Here is a 20,920-nt window from a genome sequence, read left to right as displayed (position 1 = left end):
CGGTGGGGCGGCGCTCAGTGCTGCTCGGCGGCGGACCGCTGGTGTTTCTTGCTGATCTTGCCGATGCCGGTCTGCGGGAAGACATCGACGAATTCGACGAGGTCGGGCACCTTGTACGCGGCGACTCCCCGCTCCCGTACGAACCGCTTCACGGCGACGGAGCGCAGGGGTTCGGCGTCGGCGCGCAGGATGACGTAGGCCAGGGAGCGTTCGCCGAGGTACTCGTCGGGGACGCCGACGACGGAGACGTCGTGCACGGCGGGGTGGGCGAGGAGGATGTTCTCGATCTCCTCCGGGGCGATCTTCTCGCCGCCGCGGTTGATCTGGTCCTTGGCCCGGCCCTCGACGACGATGTGCCCGGTGGGGGTGCGGCGCACGATGTCGCCGGTGCGGTAGAAGCCGTCGGCGGTGAAGGCGCGGGCGTTGTGCTCGGGGGCGCGCCAGTAGCCGCGGATGGTGTACGGGCCGCGGGTGATCAGGTGCCCGAAGTCGCCGTCGGGGACGTCCTGGTCGGCGTCGTCGACGACCCGCACCTCGTCGTCGGTGGAGATGGGGCGGCCCTGGGTGGCGACGGTCGTTTCGAGGTCGTCGTCGAGCCGGGTGTAGTTGACGAGACCTTCCGCCATGCCGAAGACCTGCATGAGCCGGCAGCCGAGGGCGGGTTCGAGGCGGCGGGCGGCCTGTTCGCTGTACTTGGCGCCGCCGACGAGGACGAGTTCGAGGCTCGACAGGTCGTGGGGGGTACCGGCGGCGGAGTCGGTCCAGACGAGGGCGAGCGGCGGGACGAGCCCGGTCATGGTGATCCGTTCGCTCGCGACGAGCGGGAACGCGGTCTCCGGGTCGGGCGCGGGCGCGAGGACGACGGTGCCGCCCGCGTAGAGCACGCCGAGCCAACCGGGGCTGCTCATGGGGTAGTTGTGGGCGGCGGGCAGCACGACGAGGAAGCGGGTGTCGGCGTCGACGCCGCAGATCTCGTTGGAGCCCCACAGCGAGTACATGTAGTCGTCGTGGGTGCGCGGTATCAGCTTGGGCCGCCCGGTGGTGCCGCCGGACAGCTGGAGGAAGGCGAGCTGATGGGGCTCGGGTCCGTCCAACTCGACCGGTTCGGCCGGGACTTCGCCGAGCGGAGTGTGCTCCCCGGCGTCGGCGCCGACGACGAACACGTGCTTCAGGGTCGGCACCTCGGCGCGCACCGTGCTCGCGAGTGCCCGGTGGTCGAATCCGGCGTGCCGCTCGGGGATCACGTAGGCGACGGCCTCGGTGAAGGAGCAGAAGTACGTGATCTCGCTCTCGCGGTGCGCGGGCAGCGCGTACACCGGCAGTGCGCCGATGCGGAACAGGGCGAAGACGACCTCGACGAACTCGCCGACGTTCGGCAGTTGGACGACGACGCGGTCACCCTTGGCGATGCCCCGCTCCACGAACCCGGCGGCCAACCGGTCGACGTTCTCGTCGAGTTGGCGGTAGGTCCAGGTGCGGCGCTCCGGGGCGGGGTCGACGAGCGCGATCCGGTCCGGGTGGTCGGCGGCCCGCTCGCGCAGCACGCCGCCGAAGGTCTCGCCGCGCCAGTATCCGGCGGCGCGATAGCGCTCGGCGAACTCGGCGGGCCAGGTCGGCGCGTCGACGCCGGGCGTGAGGACATCGACGGTGGTCACAGGGTCGCTCCCACGGCGTTCAGGAACGTACGGAACTTGGCGCCGGTCTCGGCGGTCTCGGCCTCGGGAGAGGACTCGGCGACGACACCGGCCCCCGCGAACAGCCGCAGCAGGGTGCCCTCGGCCTCGGCGCAGCGGATGGTGACGACCCACTCGCCGTCGCCGTCCGCGTTCTGCCAGCCGACCATGCCGGTGTAGGCGCCGCGGTCGAACGGCTCGGACTCGGCGATGACCTGCCGGGCGAGGTCGGTGGGGGTGCCGCACACGGCCGGGGTCGGGTGCAGGGCGGCGGCCAGATCCAGGGCGGTCGTGGCCTCCGGGTCGGCGAGCTCCCCGGTCACGGTCGTGGACAGGTGCCACATGGCGGCCGTCCGGACGAGGGTGGGGCGGGCGGGCACGTCGATGGTCCGGCAGAACGGGGCGAGGGCCGCGCGCACCGCGTCGACGACGACGGCGTGCTCGTGCAGGTCCTTCGCCGATTCGAGGAGCGCGGCGGCGCGGCGCACGTCCTCGGCGAGGTCGGCGCTGCGCGGCGCGGAACCGGCGAGCGGGTTCGCGGTGAGCGTCGATCCGGTGCGGGACACGAGGAGTTCGGGGCTGGCGCCGACGAGGGTGCGGCCGGGGCCGCTGGGCACGGCGAAGGTGTACCCGGCCGGGTCGCGACGGGCCAGTCCGCGCAGCATCGCGGGCAGGTCCGGGGCCTGCGGGGCGGTCAGTTCGAGGGTGCGGGCGAGGACGACCTTGTCGAACTCACCGGCCTTCATGCGGTCGACGGCCGCGGCGACGGCGGCGCCGTACACCTCGGGCGCCGGCACCTCGCGCACGGTCCAGTCGGCGTCGGCGGCCGGCACGGGCAGCGCGATGAGCGGGTCCTCGCGCAGCGGCGGCGCCCACCGCACGGACTCCGGCACGGCGAGGGCGGGCGCCCCGTCGGGCGCGAACGGCAGAGCGCCCACGACGACGGGGTTCGGGTCCCCGGCCCGCCGCCGGGCGTCGAGCAGCGCCCGCACGCGCGGGCTCAACGGTCCTTCCCTGTGCGGAAGTTCGGCGACGACGCCGCGCCCGAGGAGAGTGCGGTGGGGTGTGGCGAGGAAGCGGTCGGTGACGGGTGCGTAGGCCTCCAGGAGGGCGGTGGCAGAGCCCGGCGAAACGATCTCGGGCACACGGGGACGGACAACGGTGGTCATGACGTCTCCAAAGCTGGGCGAATTGAAGCCCCTGCGGCGATTGAGCAGGCTTTCAAGCCCCTGCGGCGATTGAGCAGGCCTTTCAAGCCCCTGCGGCGATTGAGCAGCGGGGTCCGGGGCGGAGCCCCGCGACGTGGGAACGGCTCCCGGTCACCCCCGGAGGGTCGCGCCCCCGTCGACGTACAGGTCCTGCATCGTGATGTGCCGGGCCCGGTCGGAGGCGAGGAAGGCGACGGCCTCCGCGACATCCCCGGGATCGGCGATGCGGCCGAGCGGAATCCCGGTGCGGTACGCGGCGAGGTCACCCTCGATGACGGCACGGGCCCCCACCTCGGCGTCACCACCGGGCGCCGCCTCCCACATGCCACGCTGCATGTCGGTGAGCGTCGACCCGGGACACACGGTGTTGCACCGCACCCCGTGCGCGGCGACTTCCAGCCCGAGGCACTTGGTGAACATCGCGGTGGCCGCCTTCGACGCGGCGTACGCGGCCATGCCCTGCCGGGGGATCCCCGCGGCGTTGGAGGCGACGGTGACGATGCTGCCGCTCCCCCGCCCGGTCATCCGCCGCGCGACGGCCCGCGACACGTGCATGACACCGCCGGTGTTGACGGCGAAGCAGGCGTTCCAGTCCTCGTCGGTGAGGTCGACGACGGCCGAACCCCGCAGGATTCCGGCGACGTTGACGGCGACGTCGACGGCGCCGAGGGTGTCCTCGGCCTCCGCGACGAGCGCCTCCACGGCGTGGGCGTCGGTGACGTCGAGGGCCCGGCCGACGACCTGCCCGTCGGCGTACGGCGCCACGCTCTTCGCGAGGGCTTCGGCGTCGAGATCGGTGGCGAGGACGCGGGCCCCGCGCTCGGTGAGCGCGGCGACGACGGCCTCGCCGATCCCCCGGCCCGCCCCCGTGACGAGGGCGAGCCGGCCGGCCAGGTCCTGACCAGTGGTGGGGGAGGTCACTTGGCGAGCGCCCCCTTGATGTCGTCGAGGACGGTCTGCGCGGCGAGCGGTCCGCCCGCGCTGTTCCAGGCGGAGCCGTCGATGACGACGACGTGCCCGTCCTTCTCGGCCTTCAGCTTGCCGAAGTTGGTGACCTTCTGGGCCTCTTCGTAGGCCTTCTGGCTGTCGTCCTTGCTGCCGAGGGCGCCGAAGAACAGCCAGTCGGCGTCGATGGTGGACAGCTTCTCCAGGGAGACGGGCTCGCTGTGCCCGGTGCTCGCGCCCTGCTGGTCCTTGGGCCGGTCCATGCCGAGCGCCTTGAGCGTCGAGCCGACGTGGCCCGCGCCCTTGCCGACGACGGACGGGGCGCCGTCCTGCCAGCGGATGACGGAGACGGAGTTGCCGGCGTTGTCGCCGAGCTCCTTCTTCGTGGCGGCGACCTGGGTGTCGAAGTCGGCGAGCCACTTCTCGGCGTCGGACTTCTTGTTGAGGGCGTCGGCGATGGCGGTGAAGGACGTCTTCCAGTCCTCGTTGAGCTTCGCGGTGACGACGGTCGGCGCGATCTCCTGGAGCTTGTCGACGGTCTTCTTCGCGCCGGTCGTCTCGTCGAGGAGGATCAGGTCGGGCTGGAGCGCGGCCAGCTTCTCCATGTCGGCCTCGGCGACGGAGGCGACGACCTTCGAGGAGGCGGCCTTGTCGGCGAGGTACGAGGACACGCCCTTCTGGCCGCGGCCCGCGGTGGCTCCGACGGGGTCGACGCCGAGGGCGAGCGCCGCGTCGAGGGTCGGCTCGCTGAGCGCGACGACCTTCTTCGGGTCGCTCGGCACCTCGACCTTGCGGCCCTGGGCGTCGGTGAGCTGCCGCGTCTTCGACGCCGATCCTGCCTTCGCGGCCTTGTCCGCGTCGTCACCGCTGTCGCCGCTGCCACAGGCACTCAGCAGCAGGGCGCCGGTGACCGCGGCGGCGGGTATCAGGGCGGCGCGACGGGCTCTCAGGGAGGACATGTGCGTAGAGCTCCTTAGACATGAGAAGAGAGGGGGTGAACGGTCCGTGGGGGGAGGTTCGAGGGCCCCGCTAGGCGGGGGCGGGTCCGGTGCCGAGCAGCCGGACCAGGGCGTCGGCGAGGGCGACGTGCCAACAGGCGTAGTCGTGGCCGCCGTTGAACTCGTTGCGGGTGACCCGGTAGCGGGCCGAGTGCAGCGTGTCGTGGAGCGCGCGGCAGTGGTCGACCATCGCGCCCTCGTGCAGGCCCACGTCGAGGTGGACGGTGATCGGCGCCGGTTCGGCCTCGGCGTACCGGGCGACGAGCCACGGGACGCCGAAGACGTGTTTGTCGACGACGCCCGGCGGCAGTCCCGGCCGCCACCACAGGGAGGGCGACTGGGCGACGACATGGCCGAAACGGTCCGGTCGCAGCCGCCCCGCGTGGAGGGCTGCCATACCGCCGAGGCTCTGTCCGGCGACGACGGTGCGCGCCGGGTCCGTGGCGAGCGGCCAGCGGCCCGCCGCCCAGGGCAGCAGTTCGTCGGCGAGGAACTCCACGAAGGCGTCCCGCGCGCCGAGTTCACGGTTGCGGGTGTGGCGGTCGACGGCGTCGGGGGCGAGCACGGCCAGCGGCGGCAGCAGTCCCTCGGCGATCAGGGCGTCGAGGGTGTGCTGGAGTCCGACGCGGCCGAACCACATGTCGCCGTCGCAGAGGACGAGGACGGGAAGCCGCTCGGCCTCCCCGCGCAGCCCTGGGGGTACATATACCCATACGTCCCGCTCGCCGTCCAGCGCGGCGGCGCCCGCCCGGTGCCGCTCGACGCGTCCGGCCGGCACGTCGGCGCGCCGTTCGGGCCACGCCGGGGCGGGGGCCTCGGGCAGGGCGAAGACGGAGCTGTCGTCGGCGCCCCAACGCGTGGGCAGGCGGCGGGGGTTGAGCGGGTCGTGCGCGGCGTGCGCCGCGAGCGAGCGCAGCCGCGCCTGGAGCACCTCGGGGTCGGCGGGCGGCTCCTTGGCCGAGACGTCGGCCGCGATCCGGTAGGAACCGCGGTGGTCGGCGCGCAGCCGCAGGCCGAGGTGCCAGACGTCGGTGCCGGGGACCCGTTCCATGAGCGATCCCGCGAGATGGCCGCGATCGCCGAGCCGGTTGGCCATGAGCAGTACCTGCCGGGTGGCGCGGTGGCCGCGCCACAGGAAGGTGACCGCCCGGTGGTCGGGGTCGCCGTCGAGTTCCTCGACGAGCGGGGTGCCGGCGGCCGCGGCCTCCCGCCAGAACTCCTCGGCGATACGGCCGCGTTGAGCGTCGTCGGCCGCGGCGATGCGCTCCTGGAGGAGCGTGACGCGGGTACCGGTGACGCGGTCCGGCCGGTGGTCCGGCAGGGCGGCAACGGACTGGACGCTCATGACTCCTCTTCCTCCGACGTCCCCAGCGAGGGCCTTCGTTTTGTCAACGTAATTGTTAGCAGACTTGGTAAGGTTAGCCTAAGCTAATCACATGCCCGCAGGAATACGACTCCGCCCCGGCGGAACACAGCAACTCCCGGCCACCGAGCCGCGCAGCCGCCCACCACGCACCGCAGGACTCGTCCTCGGACTGGTGCTCCTGGTCGCGGCGGGGGCCCTCTCGCTCGCGGTGGGCACGGAGCACATCGCGCCCGGCCAGGTCTGGAGCGGGCTCTTCTCGCCGTCCGGCACCGCGTACGACAACATCGTTCGGGAACTGCGGCTGCCGCGGACGCTGATCGGCATCGCCGTGGGCGCGGCGCTCGGTCTCGCGGGCGGCGTGATGCAGGTACTGACCCGCAATCCGCTCGCCGACCCCGGACTGCTCGGCGTGAACGCGGGCTCCTCGGCTGCCGTCGTCACCGCGATCAGCGTGTTCGGCATCACGTCGTTCTCCGGGTACCTGTGGTTCGCGCTGATCGGCGCGGCCGTCGCCGCCGTCGCCGTGAACGCGCTGGGCGGCACCCGGGCGGCGACACCGGTCCGGCTGGCGCTCGCCGGCACGGCCGTCAACGCGGCCCTGTTCGGCTACGTCAACGGCTTGCAGCTGTGGGACCTCAACGCCCTGGACTCGATGCGCCACTGGTCCGTCGGCACGCTGGAGAAGCGCGACCCGCAACTCCTGCTCTACGCGCTGCCGTTGCTGATCGCCGGGGCGCTCCTGGCGTTCGCCCTGGCCCGGCCGCTCGGCGCGCTGTCGCTGGGCGAGGACCACGCCCGCGCGCTCGGCACGTCGGTGCGGCGCACCCGCGTGCTGTCGATCGTGGCGATCACACTGCTGTGCGGCAGCGCCACCGCCGTGTGCGGCCCGATCGGCTTCATCGGCCTGATGATCCCGCACGCGGTCCGCGCGTTCACCGGCCCCGATCCGCGCTGGATGCTGCCGTACTGCGCGCTGTTCGCGCCCGCGCTGCTGCTCCTGGCCGACGTGATCGGCCGGATCGTGGTGTCGCCCTCGGAGATCCAGGCGGACATCGTCACGTCGTTCATCGGCGGACTGATCTTCATCCACCTCGTACGGCAGCGGAAGGTGGCGCAGCTGTGAGCCTCGTGAAGGACCGGCCCGGGGCTTTCCGGGCGCAGTGGCGGCACGGACGGGTGCGGGCGGGCCGGTTCTCGGTGCGTTTCGACCCGCGTACGGTCCTCGTCTGCCTGGTACTGATCGTCGTGACGGCGTTCCTCGTGGTGCTCTCCGTCGGCACGGGCACGTACGAACTGTCGCCGGTGGAGGTGGTGCGGACGTTCGCCGGGAACGGGCCGCCGGGCGCCGAGTTCATCGTCCTCGACCTGCGGCTCCCGCGCGCCGTCGTCGCGGTCCTGGTCGGGTTCGGGACGGGCATGGCGGGCGCCGTCTTCCAGTCGCTCACCCGCAACCCGCTGGGCAGCCCGGACATCATCGGTTTCGGCAACGGCGCGTCGGCGGGCGCGCTCGTGGCCATCATCGTCCTCAACGCGGGGGCGCCGCAGACCGCGCTCGGCGCGCTGGCCGGCGGTTTCGCCACGGCCGCCGCGGTGTATCTGCTGGCCTGGCGCCGGGGCGTGCACGGGTACCGGCTGGTACTCGTCGGCATCGGCGTCTCGGCGGTGCTCGGTGCCGCGACCAGCTTCCTGTACGTCCGCGCCGACATCGGCAAGGCGGCCCAGGCGGCGAGCTGGATGATCGGCTCACTCAACGACCGCGGCTGGACCGAGGTGCGGATCGCGGCGCTCGGCCTGGTCCTCTGCGTGCCCGTGGTCCTGGTGTTCGGGCGGCGGCTGACGATGCTGGAGATGGGCGACGACACGGCGGGCGCGCTCGGTGTGCCGCCGGAGCGCAGCCGGCTGATCCTGCTGTGCGCGGGCACGGGGCTGACCGCGATGGCGGTCGCGGCGGCCGGACCGATCCCCTTCCTCGCCATGGCATCCCCGCAGCTGGCACGCCGCGTCACCCGCGCCGCGGGTCCGAACGTGCTGCCCGCCGCGTGGATGGGCGCGCTGCTGGTGACGGCCGCCGACCTGCTGACGCAGCGCGTGACCGGTTCCGCGCTGATGCCGGTGGGCGTGGTGACGGGTGTGGCGGGCGGCCTGTTCCTGGCGTGGCTGCTGCTGCGGGAGCGCAGGGCGCACCACATCTGACCGGATGCGTGCGGTACGGCGCCGCCCCCGCCACGTGACGCGTGGCGGGGGCGGCGTCGTGGGCCGGATCAGGCCGTCACGTCGGTGACCCTCCAGCGTTGGTTGGAGCCGGAGTTGGGCTGCCAGGTGCCGACGGGCGCACCTTCGTGCGTGGCCTGCCCGCCGACCTCCAGGAGCCGTCCCGTGCCCGCGTTGACGAGGGTGTACGTGCCGTCGCCCGTGGTCGACAGGATCCACTGGGCGGCCGGGTCGCGCTCCCCCGTGTCGGGTTCGACGACGGCCGCGCCGTCGCGGACGGCGAGCCGGCGGCCGTCGGCGGCGCTGGTGAACACGTGCCGCCTGCGGTTCGCGGGGCCGCTCGCGCTGATCTCCGCGAGCCGCCACCGCTGACCGGCCGCGCCCGTCCCGCCGCTGATCACGAGAGCGTCGGCGGCGACGGTGAGGTCCTTGCCGCTCTGCACGCCCGTCAGCTCGTACGTGCGTCCCCGGCGCAGCTCGGCGGCGTCCTTCGCCACCCCGGACACGCCGTTGATCACGAACGTGGTCACCGACTGCGCCGGCACCGTGAAGGTGGCTCTCCGGCCGGTCACCGCGATCGGCGCCCGCTCCGCCAGCTTGCCGTCCGTGCTGGTCACGACCGGGGTGACGGTCGCGCCCCGGCGTACGGTCGCGAACTTCGACAGGTCGAGCGTGACCGTACGCGGGCTCGTGGTGCTGTTGACGTGGACGACGGTGGCGCCGTTGCCGCCACGGGTGACAGCGGCGGTGCTGTGGGGGTCGTCCGTCTTCACGAGGTGGTCGCCGGGCCGGATGTAGTGCGTGAAGTTCCGGGCGGTGTCGAACTTGGTGTTCGTGTGGACGGGGCAGGTCTCCAGGGTGTCGTCGGGTCCCGCGCTGAAGGAGACCTGGACCTCGCCCCAGTTGCCGCCCTTGGCGGACTCGCCACCGGGCCTCATGTTGTCCCAGTCCTCGACGGGCTGCCAGAACACCCAGGCGCTGGGCTCCAGTTCGCGCAGGTCGTCGACGATGTGCTGGGCGAGCCCGAGGCCGGGCCGCATGTCGGTGAAGGACTGCCCGTCGCCCCAGTCGCCCTCGACCTCGCTCATCCACAGCGGCTTGCCCTCGGCCTTGGCGAGGTCGCGGACGGAGGTGCGGCCGCCGGTGCCGTACGTGTGGACGTTCATCTGGGCGACGCGGCTCTTCACGTCGGCCGGGTAGCTGGTCCAGTTGGTGACGAAGGTCGTCGGGTTCGTCTCGTCCATCGCGGAGACGACGGCCGTCGTGCGCGCCTTCTTCAGCGCCGCGTCGAGCGCGGTCACGATCTTCTGCTGGAAGGCGGGCCCGATGTGACAGCCCTCCTGGCGGCCGCCCGTCGGATTGCCGTCGGCGCCCAGCTTCGTGCCCCAGTAGCTGGTGTTGGGCTCGTTGCACGGGTCGACGGTCTTCACCTTGATGCCGTGCGCCTTCTCCAGGCGCCGGGTCGCCCCGGCCAGATAGGTGGCGAAGTCGTCGACGGACGCCTCCTTCAGCTGGTCCTTCGACGCGTCGAAACCGCCGGAGACGTAGCCGCTGACCGTCATGAAGTACGGCGGCGAGTTGGAGAACGTCTCCCAGTGGGTGATGTCCTTCTTGATCCGGTCCACCCACCAGCGCTGGGTCGCGTCGGCGTCCTCGTTCCAGTGGTCCGCGTCGGCCGGGTCCCACCAGTCGGTGTCCGTGCGGGTGGTGCCCTCGGGCGCCTGCCACCAGCCCTCGACGGCGCCGCCCGCCCGCAGGTAGTCGGGCACGTCGGGGGCGTTGCCGCCGCCGATGTTGTAGCGGGCGATGTTCAGGGCGAGGCCGTCCCGTCCGAAGACGAGGTCGGCGATCCTCTCGCGGATCTCGTCCGGGTAGTGCCCGGTGGCGTTCGCGAACCAGACGAGGCTGGTGCCCCACCCCTCGAACCGGTCGTGCCGGTACGAGGGGTCGGGGGTGACCGTGACCGTCGCCGCGGTGGCCGCGGCGACGAGCTGTGCGGTCGAGAGCTGGGTACCGGCCGCCGCTGCCGTGGCGGCGGCGATGCCGATGAACCGTCTGCGGGTCAAGCGCGCCAACGTGTGCTCCCTGTGTCGTGGTGTGAGCGGAGTGTGGTGCGTGGCGGGATCGGTCTCAGGAGGAGAGCGGCTGCCGCAGGACGGCGACCTGGCGGGGCGCCAGTACGAGGTCGTCGCCGGACGGGCCGACGAGGACCTCTCCGGTGACACCCGGCAGCGCCACCTCCTCGTCGCTGCGGTTGACCAGGAAGAGATAGCGGTGCTCGGCGTCGCGCCGGACCACCGGCTCCACCAACCCCCGCGCCTGCTGCGGGAGTTCACTGCTCACCCCGGCGGGCGCGAGCAGCTCCGGCAGCAGCACGGTCAGCCCGTCCACGCCGAGCCGGGTGGAGACGTACGCGGCCGAGCCCCGGCCCGTGGCGCGCCGGGTGACGGCTGGGCGGGAGGCGTACGTGCCGGTGCGGTACCCGGCGAGGACCTCGACGTCGGTGCCGGTGACGGAGATCCGGTCGGTCCACAGGCTGCCGGTCGTGCCGTTGTCCAGGTCCACGGTGTCGCCGTCGAGGAGCGGCCCGAACTCCTCGATACGGATGCCGAGGACGTCGCGCAGCGCGCCCGGGTAGCCGCCGAGCCACACGTGGTCGTTCTCATCGACGATCGCGGAGAAGTACGTGGTGACGAGGTGTCCGCCGCCCTCGACGTACCGGGTGAGCTCCTTGCCGAGCGGCTGCGGCACCACGTGCAGGACGGACGCGATGACGACGTCGTACGCGGACAGGTCGGTGCCGTGCGCGGGCACCACGTCGGCGCGGATGCCGAGGCGCAGCAGCGCCGCGTACCAGTCGAGGGCCTCGCGGTGGTAGTCGAGGCGGGAGGTCGGGTGGGAGTCCTGCTCGCTCGCCCACCACGAGTCCCAGTCGAAGAGGAGTGCGACGCGGGCCGGCTCGCGGCCGCTGCCGGCGATCGGCGCGAGCGCGTCGAGGGTGGCACCGAGCTCGACCACGGACCGGAAGAGTTCGCTGTCGGCTCCGGCGTGCGGGACCATCGCCGAGTGGTACTTCTCGGCGCCCGCCACCGACTGGCGCCATTGGAAGAAGCAGACGGCGTCGGCGCCGTGCGCCACGTGCAGCAGCGAGTCGCGGGCCAGCTCGCCGGGCATCTTGGGCAGGTTGACGGGCTGCCAGTTCACTGCGCTGGTGGAGTGCTCCATCAGGAACCAGGGGCGGTGGCCCGCGATGCCGCTGGTGAGGTTGGCGGAGAAGGAGAGCTCGTCGCGGTCCTGCGGGCCGGGGATGACGTAGTGGTCGTTGGCGACGAAGTCGACCTCGTCCGCCCAGTCCGCGTAGTCCATGCCCTTGGTGCCGGGCATCACCATGAAGTTGGTGGTGACGGGCGTGTCCGGGGTCAGCTCGCGCAGGATCTCCCGCTCGGCGAGGAGATGGTCCTTGAGCGCGTCGGAGGAGAACCGCTTGAAGTCGAGCTGCTGGGTCGGGTTGGGGTGCGAGGCGGCGAGGCGTGGCGGCAGCAGCTGCTCCCAGTCGCTGTAGCGCTGCGACCAGAACGCCGTCCCCCACGCGTCGTTGAGGGCGTCGAGCGTGGTGTAGCGGCGGCGAAGCCAGCCGCGGAAGGCGCGGGCCGCGTCGTCGGAGTAGTCGTAGACGTTGTGGCAGCCCAGTTCGTTGTTGACGTGCCAGGCGACGAGGGCCGGGTGGTCGGCGTAGCGGGAGGCCAGCTTGCGGACGAGGCCGAGGGCGTGCTCGCGGAAGACGGGCGAGGTGGGCCGCCAGTGCTGGCGGGCGCCGGGCCACAGGGTCTCGCCGCTCGCGGTGACCGGCAGGATCTCCGGGTGCGCGGCGGTGAGCCACGGCGGCGGCGACGCGGTGGCGGTGGCCAGGTCGACACCGACGCCGCCCGCGTGCAGCAGGTCCATGATCTCGTCGAGCCAGCCGAAGTCCCAGGTGTCGGCGGCGGGTTGGAGCCGCGCCCAGGAGAAGATGGCGAGGGAGACGACGTTCACCCCGGCCTCGCGCATCAGCCGGATGTCGTCCGCCCACACCTCCCGTGACCACTGCTCGGGGTTGTAGTCGGCGCCGTAGCCGAGGCGCCGGGTGCCGTCCGAGCCCTTCGCGTACGGGAAACGGGAGGTGAGGGGGGCGACCATGGACGTCCTTCCAGGAATGGGGAGTTGAAGCCGGGCGGGCTACTTCTCGACGGTGAAGCCCTGCTCGGTGCCGTACTTGACGGAGGCGTCCTGCCAGGACTTGAGTCCGGCGGTCAGCTCGGTCGAGGAGACGTAGGCCTTGCCGACGGTGTCGTTGAAGATCGAGTTGGCGTACACCTGGTACGGCAGGTACTTCCAGTCGGCGGGCACGTTCTTCGCGGACTCGGCGAATATCTTGTTGGCCTTCTGGCCGCCGAAATACGGGAACTCGGTGTTCTGGAACTCCGTGGAGTTCAGGTCCTTCGTCGTCGCAGGGAAGGCGCCGTTCTTGACACGGGTCTGCACGCCCGCGCCGGAGCCCGCGTACTCGACGAAGGCGTACGCGAGTTCTTTGTTCTTGCCGAGTGCGGGCAGGGCGAGGGAGCTGCCGCCGTTCTCGGAGCTGGCGTTCGCGCCCTTCTCCCACTGCGGCAGGGGGGCGACGCGCCAGTCGCCGGAGGCGCCCTTCACACCGGAGGCGAAGTTGGCGGGCATCCAGGCGCCGATCGGCAGGGTGGCGATGGTGCCGTCGCCGAGGCCCTTGTACCAGTCGTCGGTCCAGCCGGTGACGGGCACGACGAGCTTCTCGTCGATCAGCTTCTGCCAGGTGTCGGTGTACTTCTTGGCGCCCGCGTCGGTGAAGTCGATGCCGACCTTCGTGCCGTCGACCTTGTACGGGTGCGAACCGGCCTGCCACAGCAGGCTGGTGGTCATGCCGGCGTCGCCGACGTCGCTGGTGATGTACGCCTTCGGGTCCGCCTTGTGGAGCTTGCGGGCGGCCTCGACGTACTCGTCCCAGGTCGTCGGGACGGCGATCTTGTACTTGTCGAAGACCTTCTTGTTGTAGAAGAGCGCCATCGGGCCCGAGTCCATGGGCAGGCCGTAGACGCCGTCGCCGGACTTCACCGAGTTCCACGGGCCGGGCGAGTACGAGTCCGCCAGCTTCTCGGCGCCGAACGGCTTGAGGTCGTCGAGCTGCTTGGTCAGGGCGTACTGGCCGAGCGCGTAGTACTCGATCTGTGCGACGTCCGGGACGCCCTTCTTCGCGGAGATCGCGTTCGACAGGGCCTTGTACTGGTCGTTGTTGGTGCCCGCGTTGACCAGCTTCACGTCGACCTTCGGGTACTTCTTCTCGAAGTCCGCGGCGACCTGCTTCAGGGTGGGCTCCCACGCCCACACCGTGACGGTGCCGCCCTTCTTCAGGGCCGCCGAGATGTCGGACGAGCCGACCTTCTTGTCGGCGGAGCCGCCGTCGTCGGAGCCGCCGCAGGCGGTGGCCCCGAGGGCGAGGGCGCAGAGGAGACCGAGGCCGCGCAGCACGCGGCGGGAGTTCTTGGGCATGGCGATGGCTTCCACTTCTTCGTGGTCCTACGGAGGGTGTGCGAGAGGTGAACTTCGGTGCTGCGCCTACTCCTTGACGCTTCCTGCGGCCAGACCCGACTGCCAGTACTTCTGGAGCAGCAGGAACGCGGCGATCAGCGGCACGATGGTGAGCAGCGAGCCGGTGAGCACCAGATGGGGGATGGCCTCGCCGCCGGCCGTCTGCGACTGCTTGTTCCAGGCGTCGAGGCCGAGGGTGAGCGGATACCAGTCGGGGTCCTTCAGCATGATCAGCGGCAGGAAGTAGTTGTTCCAGGTGGCGACCGTGGTGAAGAGCAGGACGGTGACCGTGCCGGGGGCGAGCAGCGGCAGCGCGACCGTGAAGAAGGTGCGCAGCTCGCTCGCGCCGTCGATGCGGGCGGCCTCCATCAGTTCGGTGGGGATCGCCTCGATGGCGAACACCCACATCAGGTAGAGGCCGAACGGTGAGATCAGCGACGGGACGATGACGGCCCACGGGGTGTCGGTGAGCCCCATCTTGCTGAACATCAGGAACGTGGGCACGGCGAGCGCGGTGCCCGGTACCGCGACCGCGCCGATGACGACGGCGAACACGGCGCGCTTGCCCGGGAAGGCGAACTTGGCGAGGGCGTATCCGCCGAGGACCGCGAGGAAGGTGGCGCCGCCCGCGCCCACCACCACGTACAGCACGGTGTTGAGGAGCCAGCGGGCGAAGACGCCGTCCTGGTAGGTGAAGGTCTCGGCGATGTTGTGCCAGAGGTCGAAGTCCGAGTCGAACCAGAGGCCGAACGAACGGGCCAGGCCCTGCTGGGACTTGGTGGCGCTGATCAGGAGCCAGACAAGGGGCAGCAGACTGTAGACGAGGACGACGCCGGTGAGCACGGTCAGCAGGACGCTGCGCCGGGGGCGGCCCGACAGCGGGCGGCGGCGCGGCGAACGCAGGCGCGGGGCCGCGGACGTGAGCGGAGTGGCCGGCCGCGCGGGGCCTGTGGTGGTGGTCATCGCGCTCACGCTCCCTTGCGCATGCCGCGCAGCTGGACCACGTAGGCGACGACCATGGTGATCACGCCCATGACGATGGCGACCGTCGCGGAGTAGTTCTGCTGCTGCCCCGCGAAGGACAGCGAGTACGTGTAGTAGTTCGGCGTGTAGTCGGTGGTGATCGCGTTCGGGGTGAGCTTCTGGAGGATGGCGGGCTCGTTGAAGAGCTGGAAGCTGCCGATGATCGAGAAGATCGTGGCGATGACGAGGGCGCCGCGGATCGCCGGGAGCTTGATGGCGGTGATGATGCGCCACTGTCCGGCGCCGTCGATCTCGGCGGCCTCGTACAGCGAGTGCGGGACGACGCGCAGCGCCGCGAAGAAGATCAGCATGTTGTAGCCGACGAACTCCCAGGTCACGATGTTGCCGAGGGAGGCGAGGACGAGGTCGGCGGAGAGCGGGTCGGGCAGCGTCGTACCGAACGCGTCGCCGAGGTCGCCGACCAGTCCGTAGCGGGTGCCGTACATGAAGCCCCACATGAGGGTCGCGACGACGGCGGGCACCGCGTACGGCAGGAAGACGGTGATCCGGAAGAAGTCCTTGCCGTAGAGGCGGCCGCTGTCGATGGCGAGGGCGACGAGCAGGGCGATGCCCAGCATGACCGGGACCTGGATCACCAGGAAGAGCCCGACGCGGGCGACGCCGTCCCAGAACTGGGCGTCCTGGAGCGCCTGTTGGTAGTTGTCGAGGCCCACGAAGGTGGTGCCGCCGATGAGTTGTGTACGGAACAGGCTCAGGTAGACCGAGTAGGCGAGCGGCGCCAGGAAGACCAGGGCGAAGACGAGCACGAAGGGGCCGATGAACCCCCATCCCGTCCACGAGCGGCGCCGCCTGACGGCGACCGGCGGTTGCAGCGTGGTCATCTCGCGTCCCTCACTCGTCCGTGCGTCACAGGTCGCGATGTTTGCGTAAACATCCCTGGGTGTGAAGGACCCGGCAGCTGTTATGTTTACGTAAACATTCGGTGGCGGCATGTCTACACTGCCCCGAGGAGGACGGTCAAGAGTCGGTGAGGGACACGGTGACACCCCAGGAGAGCGCCGAGAGAGCGCCGCGGCGCGGCAGGCGTCGTACACAGAACGCGTCGATGGCCGACGTCGCCCGGGTCGCGGGCGTCTCGTCCCAGACGGTCTCCCGCGTCTCGAACGGCTTCCCCGGCGTCAACGAGGAGACCCGCGAGCGGGTCCGCGCGGCGATGAAGGAGCTCGGCTACCGCCCCAACAGCGCGGCGCGGGCCCTGAAACGGGGCGACTTCCGCACCATCGGCGTCATCACGTTCACGCTGTCGACGACGGGCAACATGCGCACGCTGGAGGCCATCGCCACCTCGGCCGCGCAGGAGGGGTACGCGGTCACGCTGCTCCCGGTGGCGGTGCCCACGCAGGACGAGGTGCGCGGCGCGTTCTCCCGCCTCGGCGAGCTGGCCGTGGACGCGGTCATCGTCATCATGGAGGTCCACCTCCTGGACTCGGCGCGCCTGTCACTGCCGCCGCACGTGAAGGTGGTCGTCGCGGACTCCGACGCCGGCGACCGGTACGCGGTGGTGGACACGGACCAGGCGGGCGGCACCCGCGACGCGGTGCGCCACCTCCTCGACCTCGGCCACCGCACGGTGTGGCATCTGGCGGGCCCCTCCGAGTCGTTCGCGGCGCAACGCCGAACGGGCGCCTGGCGCACGGCACTTGAGGACGCGGGCCGCGCCGTCCCACCGCTCGTACGGGGCGACTGGTCGGCCGAGTCCGGCTACCGCGCGGGCCTGCGCCTGGCCGAACAGGCCGACTGCACCGCGGTGTTCGCGGCGAACGACCAGATGGCGCTGGGGCTGCTGCGGGCCCTGGAGGAGCGGGGCCGCAAGGTCCCCGACGACGTCTCGGTCATCGGCTTCGACGACATCCCCGACTCGGGCTCGTACCAGCCCCCGCTCACCACGGTCCACCAGGACTTCGCGGAGGTCGGCCGCCGCTGCGTGGAGAGCGCGCTGCGCCAGGTGCGGGAGAGCGAGGCGGAACGCGGGACGACGCTGGTGCCGACGCGGCTGGTGGTGCGGGAGAGCACGGGGCCGGCGGGGGCGCGGCGGGGGTGAGCCGACGGGGAGCCGCGCGTCAGACCGTGACGCCGAGACCCTCCACGACCACCGCGCCCGGGAGTTCGGAGAGGGCCTTGCCCGGCACGATCAGCTTTCCGCGGCGGGTGCCGCTGCCGATGAGGACGTGCGGGAGGTCGACGACGGCGGCGTCCACGAGGACCGGCCAGTCGACCGGGAGGCCGATCGGGGTGATGCCGCCGTACTCCATGCCGCTCTCGCCGACGGCGGTGTCCATCGGGGCGAACGAGGCCTTGCGGGCGCCGAGTTGGCGGCGCACCGCGCCGTTGACGTCGACCTTGGTCGCGGACGGCACCACGCACGCGGCGAGCGTGGTCTCGCCGCCCCGCTTGCCGGCGACGACGACGCAGTTCGCCGAGGTGGCGAGCAGGTCGGGGCCGTAGTGCTCGACGAACGTCGCGGTGTCGGCCCACTCGGGGTCGGTGTCGACGTGGATCAGGTCCCGCGCGGGCACCGTGCCCCGCCAGTCGCGCACGGCGTCGGCGACGGGCCGGGTGAGCAGGTCGAGGGCGTCGGGGGCCGCGAGGACGTGGTCGAAGGTGCCGATGGGTGCGCGCATGGCGGCACGCTAACAGCCGCCGCGCGGCACCGCCGTGGCCGTCTCAGCGTACGAACGGCACCGACACGGCCATGATCATCTCGACGTCCTCGGTCCCGTCGTTGCGGTACGAGTGCGGGGTGCTCGCCTCGAACGAGACGCTGGCCCCGGTGGGCACCGCGTGCGGGGCGCCGTCCACGACGAGGGTCAGCTCGCCCACCGTGACATGGACCAGTTCGACGGTGCCCTGCGGGTGCGGGTCGGACTCGCTGCGGTCGCCCGGGACCAGCCGCCAGTCCCACATCTCCAGCGGCCCCTGCGCCTCCGTGCCCGCGAGCAGCCGGTTGTAGCTGCCGGCGTCCGTGTGCCACAGGCGCACCGCCTGATCGGCCGTCACGATGCGGACGTTGGGGCCCTGCTCGTAGTCGAGCAGCGTGGTGATGCTGACGCCGAGCGCGTCGCCGATCTTCACGACGGTGCCGATGCTGGGGTTCGTGCGGGCCTGCTCGATCTGGATGAGCATGCCGCGGCTGACGCCCGCGCGGGCGGCGAGCGCGTCGAGGGTGAAGCCGCGCTCGGCCCGCCACTGCTTGACGTTGCGCGCGAGCGCCTGGTTCAGGAGGTCGAGATCCGCCACGTTCCGTCCAGGGTCGGGGCCCGCGGAGTCCCGCCCCGGGACCCGTAGGCCAATATTCTGAATGACAGAGTTCACTTCATTGGACTACGGTGTGGTGCACTCCATCGTCCAGCAAACTGTACTGCGAGGTCCCGGCATGACCGCACTCTTCGCCCTGGCCACCAGCCTCCTGTGGGGTCTGGCCGACTTCGGCGGCGGGCTGCTGACCCGGCGCATCCCGGCGCTCACCGTCGTGGTCGTCTCCCAGGCGATCACCGTGGTCGTGCTCGGCGTGATCGTGGTCGCCACCGGGGCTTTCTCGGAGACCGGGCCGCGGTTGTGGTTCGCCGTGGCAGCGGGGCTCGTCGGGCCCGTCGCGATGCTCTCCTTCTACAAGGCGCTCGCGCTCGGCCCGATGGGCGTGGTCTCGCCGCTCGGCTCGCTCGGGGTCGCGGTGCCGGTCGGGGTCGGACTGGTGCTCGGGGAGCGGCCGGGGCTGCTCCAGTTCGCGGGCATCCTCGTCGCCGTGGTGGGGGTGGTCCTCGCGGGTGGGCCGCAGTTCAGGGGCCTGCCGGTGCAGCGTCAGGCGGTCCTGCTGACGCTGGTCGCGGCGTTCGGCTTCGGCGCGGTGATGGCGCTGATCGCGGAGGCATCGACGACAGTCACCGGGCTCTTCCTCGCGCTGTTCGTGCAGCGGGTGACGAACGTGGTGGCGGGCGGGGCCGCGCTGTACGCGTCCGCGAGGCGGGGTGGGCGGGTGCTGCCGGAGGAGGGCGGGTGGCGGGTGGTGCGGGCGTCGTGGCCGGCGCTGGCGTTCGTGGGTCTTGCGGATGTGGCGGCCAACGGAACGTACGCGCTGGCCGCGCGGGTGGGGCCGGTGACGGTGGCGGCGGTGTTGGCGTCGCTGTATCCGATCGTTACGGCGTTGGCGGCGCGGGGTGTTCTCAGCGAACGGCTGCGGGGGGTGCAGGCGGCGGGTGCGGGGCTGGCGCTCCTCGGCACGGCTCTTCTCGCCACGGGCTGATCCTTTTCCGCCTCCTCAATCGCCGGAGGGGCTGAGTACCGGTGACAGTCACCCGGGCCCCCGCCACGGGGCTCCGCCCCGGACCCCGCTCCTCAATCGCCGGAGGGGCTTGAGGAGCCGGACCCGGTCTCCTCTCCCCCGGCTCCCGCCCCATCGCGGTCGGCCGCACCCCGCCTTGGGCAATCTGCCGCCTGGGGCGGCAGGGTGGGCAAGGCGGCGCCCCGGTGCGGCGAGGGGAGACGGCGGGGTTCGGCCACGGGGTGGCGGGCGTGCGGCGCGGCGGAAGCGTCGGCCTCGCCACGGGGCAGCGCCCACCCCCGGGTCACACCCGATAACGCCGCAACGCCGGGACGGCCACCACCAGGATCAGCATCGTGATCACGACGAGGAACCCGCCGCCCGCCACGGCCACCCGCGGCCCGAACGCCGACCCCGCGGACCCGTGCAGCACGTCGGCCAGCCGCGGCCCACCCGCCACCACCACGGTGAACACCCCTTGCATCCGCCCCCGCATCTCATCCGTCGCCGCCGACAGCAGAATCGCCCCGCGGAACACCATCGAGACCATGTCCGCGATCCCCGCCACCGCGAGGAACACCACCGCGAGCCACAGACTCCCGCTCAGCCCGAACCCCGCGATCGCGAGCCCCCACGCCACGACCGCCCCGATGACCATCCACCCGTGCCGCCGCGCCCGCGAGAACGTCCCGGAGAACAGTCCGCCGACCACCGCCCCGATGGGAATCGCCGCGAACAGCAGCCCGAGCGCGAGCCCTTCCCCGTACGGCGCGTACGTCTCCGCCGCCAACTGCGGGAACAACGCCCGCGGCATCCCGAACACCATCGCGATGATGTCCGCGAGGAACGACAGCAGCAGCACCTTGTGCGCGGAGATGTAACGGAAACCGTCGACGATCTCCCGCACCCCCGCCCGCTTCTTCGACACCACGCCCAGCGGCGGCAGCGACGGCAGCCGGTACACCGCCCACACCGTGACACACAGCGCCACCGCGTCGATCAGATACAGCTCGGGCAGCCCGATCACCGGGATGAGTACACCGGCCAGCAACGGCCCGACGACCTGCCCGGTCTGCATGACGGTCGAGCCGAGCGCGTTGGCCGCGGCCAACTGCCCCTCCGGCACGAGCCGCGCGATGGACGCGTTGCGGGCCGGCGCGTTGAGGCCCCAGAACGCCTGCTGCATCGCCAGGAGCACCATCAGCACGGCCACCGAGTCGAGCCCGGCTATCGCCTGGACCCAGAACAGCACCGAGGTCACGGCGATGCCGGAGTTCGTGATGAGGAGCAGTTTGCGCCGGTCCATGTGGTCGGCGATCGCGCCGCCCCACAGCGCGAACACGACGAGCGGCACGAGACCCGCCATGCTCGCGGCACCGACCCACGCCGACGAACCAGTGATGTCGAAGATCTGCTTCGGCACGGCGACGGCGGTCAGCTGACTGCCGACGGCCGTCACGATGGTCGACGACCACAGCCTCCGGTAGGCGGGTACGCGCAGCGGCCGGGTGTCCATGGCCCAGCGCCGCCAGCCGCGCGGCCTGCTCTCGGCCTCCGCTGCCACCTCGTCGGCGCTCGTTCCCGTCGTACCGCTGGTACCGCTGGTGTCGCTCGTGTCCACG

At 71.8% G+C, this 20,920-nt stretch carries 17 protein-coding genes; 4 read left to right on the top strand and 13 right to left on the bottom strand.

Annotated elements, in window-relative coordinates; genetic code table 11:
• Positions 1-14: 14 nt before the first annotated feature.
• From ACYBSK_RS12395 to fes, 5 genes are all read right to left on the bottom strand, one after another.
• On the bottom strand, positions 15-1,655 hold the full coding sequence (locus ACYBSK_RS12395; protein WP_460246076.1) for a (2,3-dihydroxybenzoyl)adenylate synthase: 1,641 nt from the start codon (positions 1,653-1,655) through the stop codon (positions 15-17).
• Entirely contained in the window at positions 1,652-2,842 is a 1,191-nt protein-coding gene (locus tag ACYBSK_RS12390; protein WP_460246075.1) for an isochorismate synthase, read from the bottom strand. The genes ACYBSK_RS12395 and ACYBSK_RS12390 overlap by 4 nt, the downstream gene beginning before the upstream one ends.
• A 150-nt stretch (positions 2,843-2,992) precedes the next feature.
• A complete protein-coding gene (locus tag ACYBSK_RS12385; RefSeq protein ID WP_460246074.1) occupies positions 2,993-3,802 on the bottom strand; it encodes a 2,3-dihydro-2,3-dihydroxybenzoate dehydrogenase in 810 nt (269 codons plus the stop codon).
• Positions 3,799-4,785 (bottom strand): ABC transporter substrate-binding protein, encoded by a 987-nt coding sequence (locus ACYBSK_RS12380; protein ID WP_460246073.1) that lies wholly within the window; start codon positions 4,783-4,785, stop codon positions 3,799-3,801. The genes ACYBSK_RS12385 and ACYBSK_RS12380 overlap by 4 nt, the downstream gene beginning before the upstream one ends.
• Positions 4,786-4,855: 70 nt before the next feature.
• Positions 4,856-6,169: an enterochelin esterase gene (fes, locus tag ACYBSK_RS12375; protein ID WP_460246072.1), complete on the bottom strand. Its 1,314-nt coding sequence runs from the start codon at positions 6,167-6,169 to the stop codon at positions 4,856-4,858.
• 91 nt (positions 6,170-6,260) lie between these two features.
• Between fes and ACYBSK_RS12370 the strand changes: the two genes are divergently transcribed.
• Both ACYBSK_RS12370 and ACYBSK_RS12365 read left to right on the top strand, forming a co-directional pair.
• Complete coding sequence (locus ACYBSK_RS12370; protein WP_460246071.1) at positions 6,261-7,313, top strand: FecCD family ABC transporter permease; 1,053 nt, start codon at positions 6,261-6,263, stop codon at positions 7,311-7,313.
• Positions 7,314-7,318: 5 nt separating this feature from the next.
• Positions 7,319-8,383, top strand: coding sequence for a FecCD family ABC transporter permease (locus ACYBSK_RS12365; protein ID WP_460247009.1), 1,065 nt, complete (start codon positions 7,319-7,321; stop codon positions 8,381-8,383).
• Between the two features lie 68 nt (positions 8,384-8,451).
• On the opposite strand, the gene ACYBSK_RS12360 is transcribed toward ACYBSK_RS12365, so the two are convergent.
• The 5 genes from ACYBSK_RS12360 to ACYBSK_RS12340 all read right to left on the bottom strand — a co-directional run bounded on the left by ACYBSK_RS12360 (position 8,452) and on the right by ACYBSK_RS12340 (position 15,861).
• Positions 8,452-10,476, bottom strand: coding sequence for an RICIN domain-containing protein (locus tag ACYBSK_RS12360; RefSeq protein WP_460246070.1), 2,025 nt, complete (start codon positions 10,474-10,476; stop codon positions 8,452-8,454).
• Positions 10,477-10,531: 55 nt separating this feature from the next.
• Positions 10,532-12,577 carry a beta-galactosidase gene (locus ACYBSK_RS12355; RefSeq protein WP_460246069.1) on the bottom strand — a complete coding sequence of 682 codons (2,046 nt, stop codon included), beginning with the start codon at positions 12,575-12,577 and terminating at the stop codon, positions 10,532-10,534.
• A gap of 39 nt (positions 12,578-12,616) precedes the next feature.
• Positions 12,617-13,957: an ABC transporter substrate-binding protein gene (locus tag ACYBSK_RS12350; RefSeq protein WP_460246068.1), complete on the bottom strand. Its 1,341-nt coding sequence runs from the start codon at positions 13,955-13,957 to the stop codon at positions 12,617-12,619.
• A 66-nt stretch (positions 13,958-14,023) separates the two neighbouring features.
• A complete protein-coding gene (locus tag ACYBSK_RS12345; RefSeq protein WP_460246067.1) occupies positions 14,024-14,959 on the bottom strand; it encodes a carbohydrate ABC transporter permease in 936 nt (311 codons plus the stop codon).
• Between the two features lie 5 nt (positions 14,960-14,964).
• Entirely contained in the window at positions 14,965-15,861 is an 897-nt protein-coding gene (locus ACYBSK_RS12340) for a carbohydrate ABC transporter permease (RefSeq protein WP_460246066.1), read from the bottom strand.
• Positions 15,862-16,085: 224 nt separating this feature from the next.
• Here ACYBSK_RS12340 and ACYBSK_RS12335 point away from each other — a divergent pair, with 224 nt between their 5' ends.
• Positions 16,086-17,081 carry a LacI family DNA-binding transcriptional regulator gene (locus ACYBSK_RS12335; protein WP_460246065.1) on the top strand — a complete coding sequence of 332 codons (996 nt, stop codon included), beginning with the start codon at positions 16,086-16,088 and terminating at the stop codon, positions 17,079-17,081.
• Between the two features lie 19 nt (positions 17,082-17,100).
• Here the strand turns inward: ACYBSK_RS12335 and ACYBSK_RS12330 are convergent, their stop codons facing one another.
• Both ACYBSK_RS12330 and ACYBSK_RS12325 read right to left on the bottom strand, forming a co-directional pair.
• A complete protein-coding gene (locus ACYBSK_RS12330) occupies positions 17,101-17,661 on the bottom strand; it encodes a YbaK/EbsC family protein (RefSeq protein ID WP_460246064.1) in 561 nt (186 codons plus the stop codon).
• Between the two features lie 43 nt (positions 17,662-17,704).
• A complete protein-coding gene (locus ACYBSK_RS12325; RefSeq protein ID WP_460246063.1) occupies positions 17,705-18,277 on the bottom strand; it encodes a helix-turn-helix domain-containing protein in 573 nt (190 codons plus the stop codon).
• A 136-nt stretch (positions 18,278-18,413) separates the two neighbouring features.
• Here ACYBSK_RS12325 and ACYBSK_RS12320 point away from each other — a divergent pair, with 136 nt between their 5' ends.
• A complete protein-coding gene (locus ACYBSK_RS12320; RefSeq protein WP_460246062.1) occupies positions 18,414-19,280 on the top strand; it encodes an EamA family transporter in 867 nt (288 codons plus the stop codon).
• Positions 19,281-19,602: 322 nt separating this feature from the next.
• Here ACYBSK_RS12320 and ACYBSK_RS12315 read toward each other — a convergent pair whose 3' ends face one another.
• A complete protein-coding gene (locus ACYBSK_RS12315; RefSeq protein WP_460246061.1) occupies positions 19,603-20,919 on the bottom strand; it encodes an MFS transporter in 1,317 nt (438 codons plus the stop codon).
• Between the last annotated feature and the right edge of the window lies 1 nt (position 20,920).

Source organism: Streptomyces sp. BYX5S (assembly GCF_054724165.1).
This window is presented reverse-complemented; position numbering and strand designations above follow the sequence as displayed.

Bases quoted from the DNA above. Each gene is read 5' to 3' on its own strand.
- ACYBSK_RS12390 (WP_460246075.1), bottom strand. From the start codon at position 2,842: ATGACCACCGTTGTCCGTCCCCGTGTGCCCGAGATCGTTTCGCCGGGC.
- ACYBSK_RS12380 (WP_460246073.1), bottom strand. From the start codon at position 4,785: ATGTCCTCCCTGAGAGCCCGTCGCGCCGCCCTGATACCCGCCGCCGCG.
- fes (WP_460246072.1), bottom strand. From the start codon at position 6,169: ATGAGCGTCCAGTCCGTTGCCGCCCTGCCGGACCACCGGCCGGACCGC.
- ACYBSK_RS12370 (WP_460246071.1), top strand. From the start codon at position 6,261: ATGCCCGCAGGAATACGACTCCGCCCCGGCGGAACACAGCAACTCCCG.
- ACYBSK_RS12355 (WP_460246069.1), bottom strand. From the start codon at position 12,577: ATGGTCGCCCCCCTCACCTCCCGTTTCCCGTACGCGAAGGGCTCGGAC.
- ACYBSK_RS12350 (WP_460246068.1), bottom strand. From the start codon at position 13,957: ATGCCCAAGAACTCCCGCCGCGTGCTGCGCGGCCTCGGTCTCCTCTGC.
- ACYBSK_RS12345 (WP_460246067.1), bottom strand. From the start codon at position 14,959: ATGACCACCACCACAGGCCCCGCGCGGCCGGCCACTCCGCTCACGTCC.
- ACYBSK_RS12340 (WP_460246066.1), bottom strand. From the start codon at position 15,861: ATGACCACGCTGCAACCGCCGGTCGCCGTCAGGCGGCGCCGCTCGTGG.
- ACYBSK_RS12335 (WP_460246065.1), top strand. From the start codon at position 16,086: ATGGCCGACGTCGCCCGGGTCGCGGGCGTCTCGTCCCAGACGGTCTCC.
- ACYBSK_RS12330 (WP_460246064.1), bottom strand. From the start codon at position 17,661: ATGCGCGCACCCATCGGCACCTTCGACCACGTCCTCGCGGCCCCCGAC.
- ACYBSK_RS12320 (WP_460246062.1), top strand. From the start codon at position 18,414: ATGACCGCACTCTTCGCCCTGGCCACCAGCCTCCTGTGGGGTCTGGCC.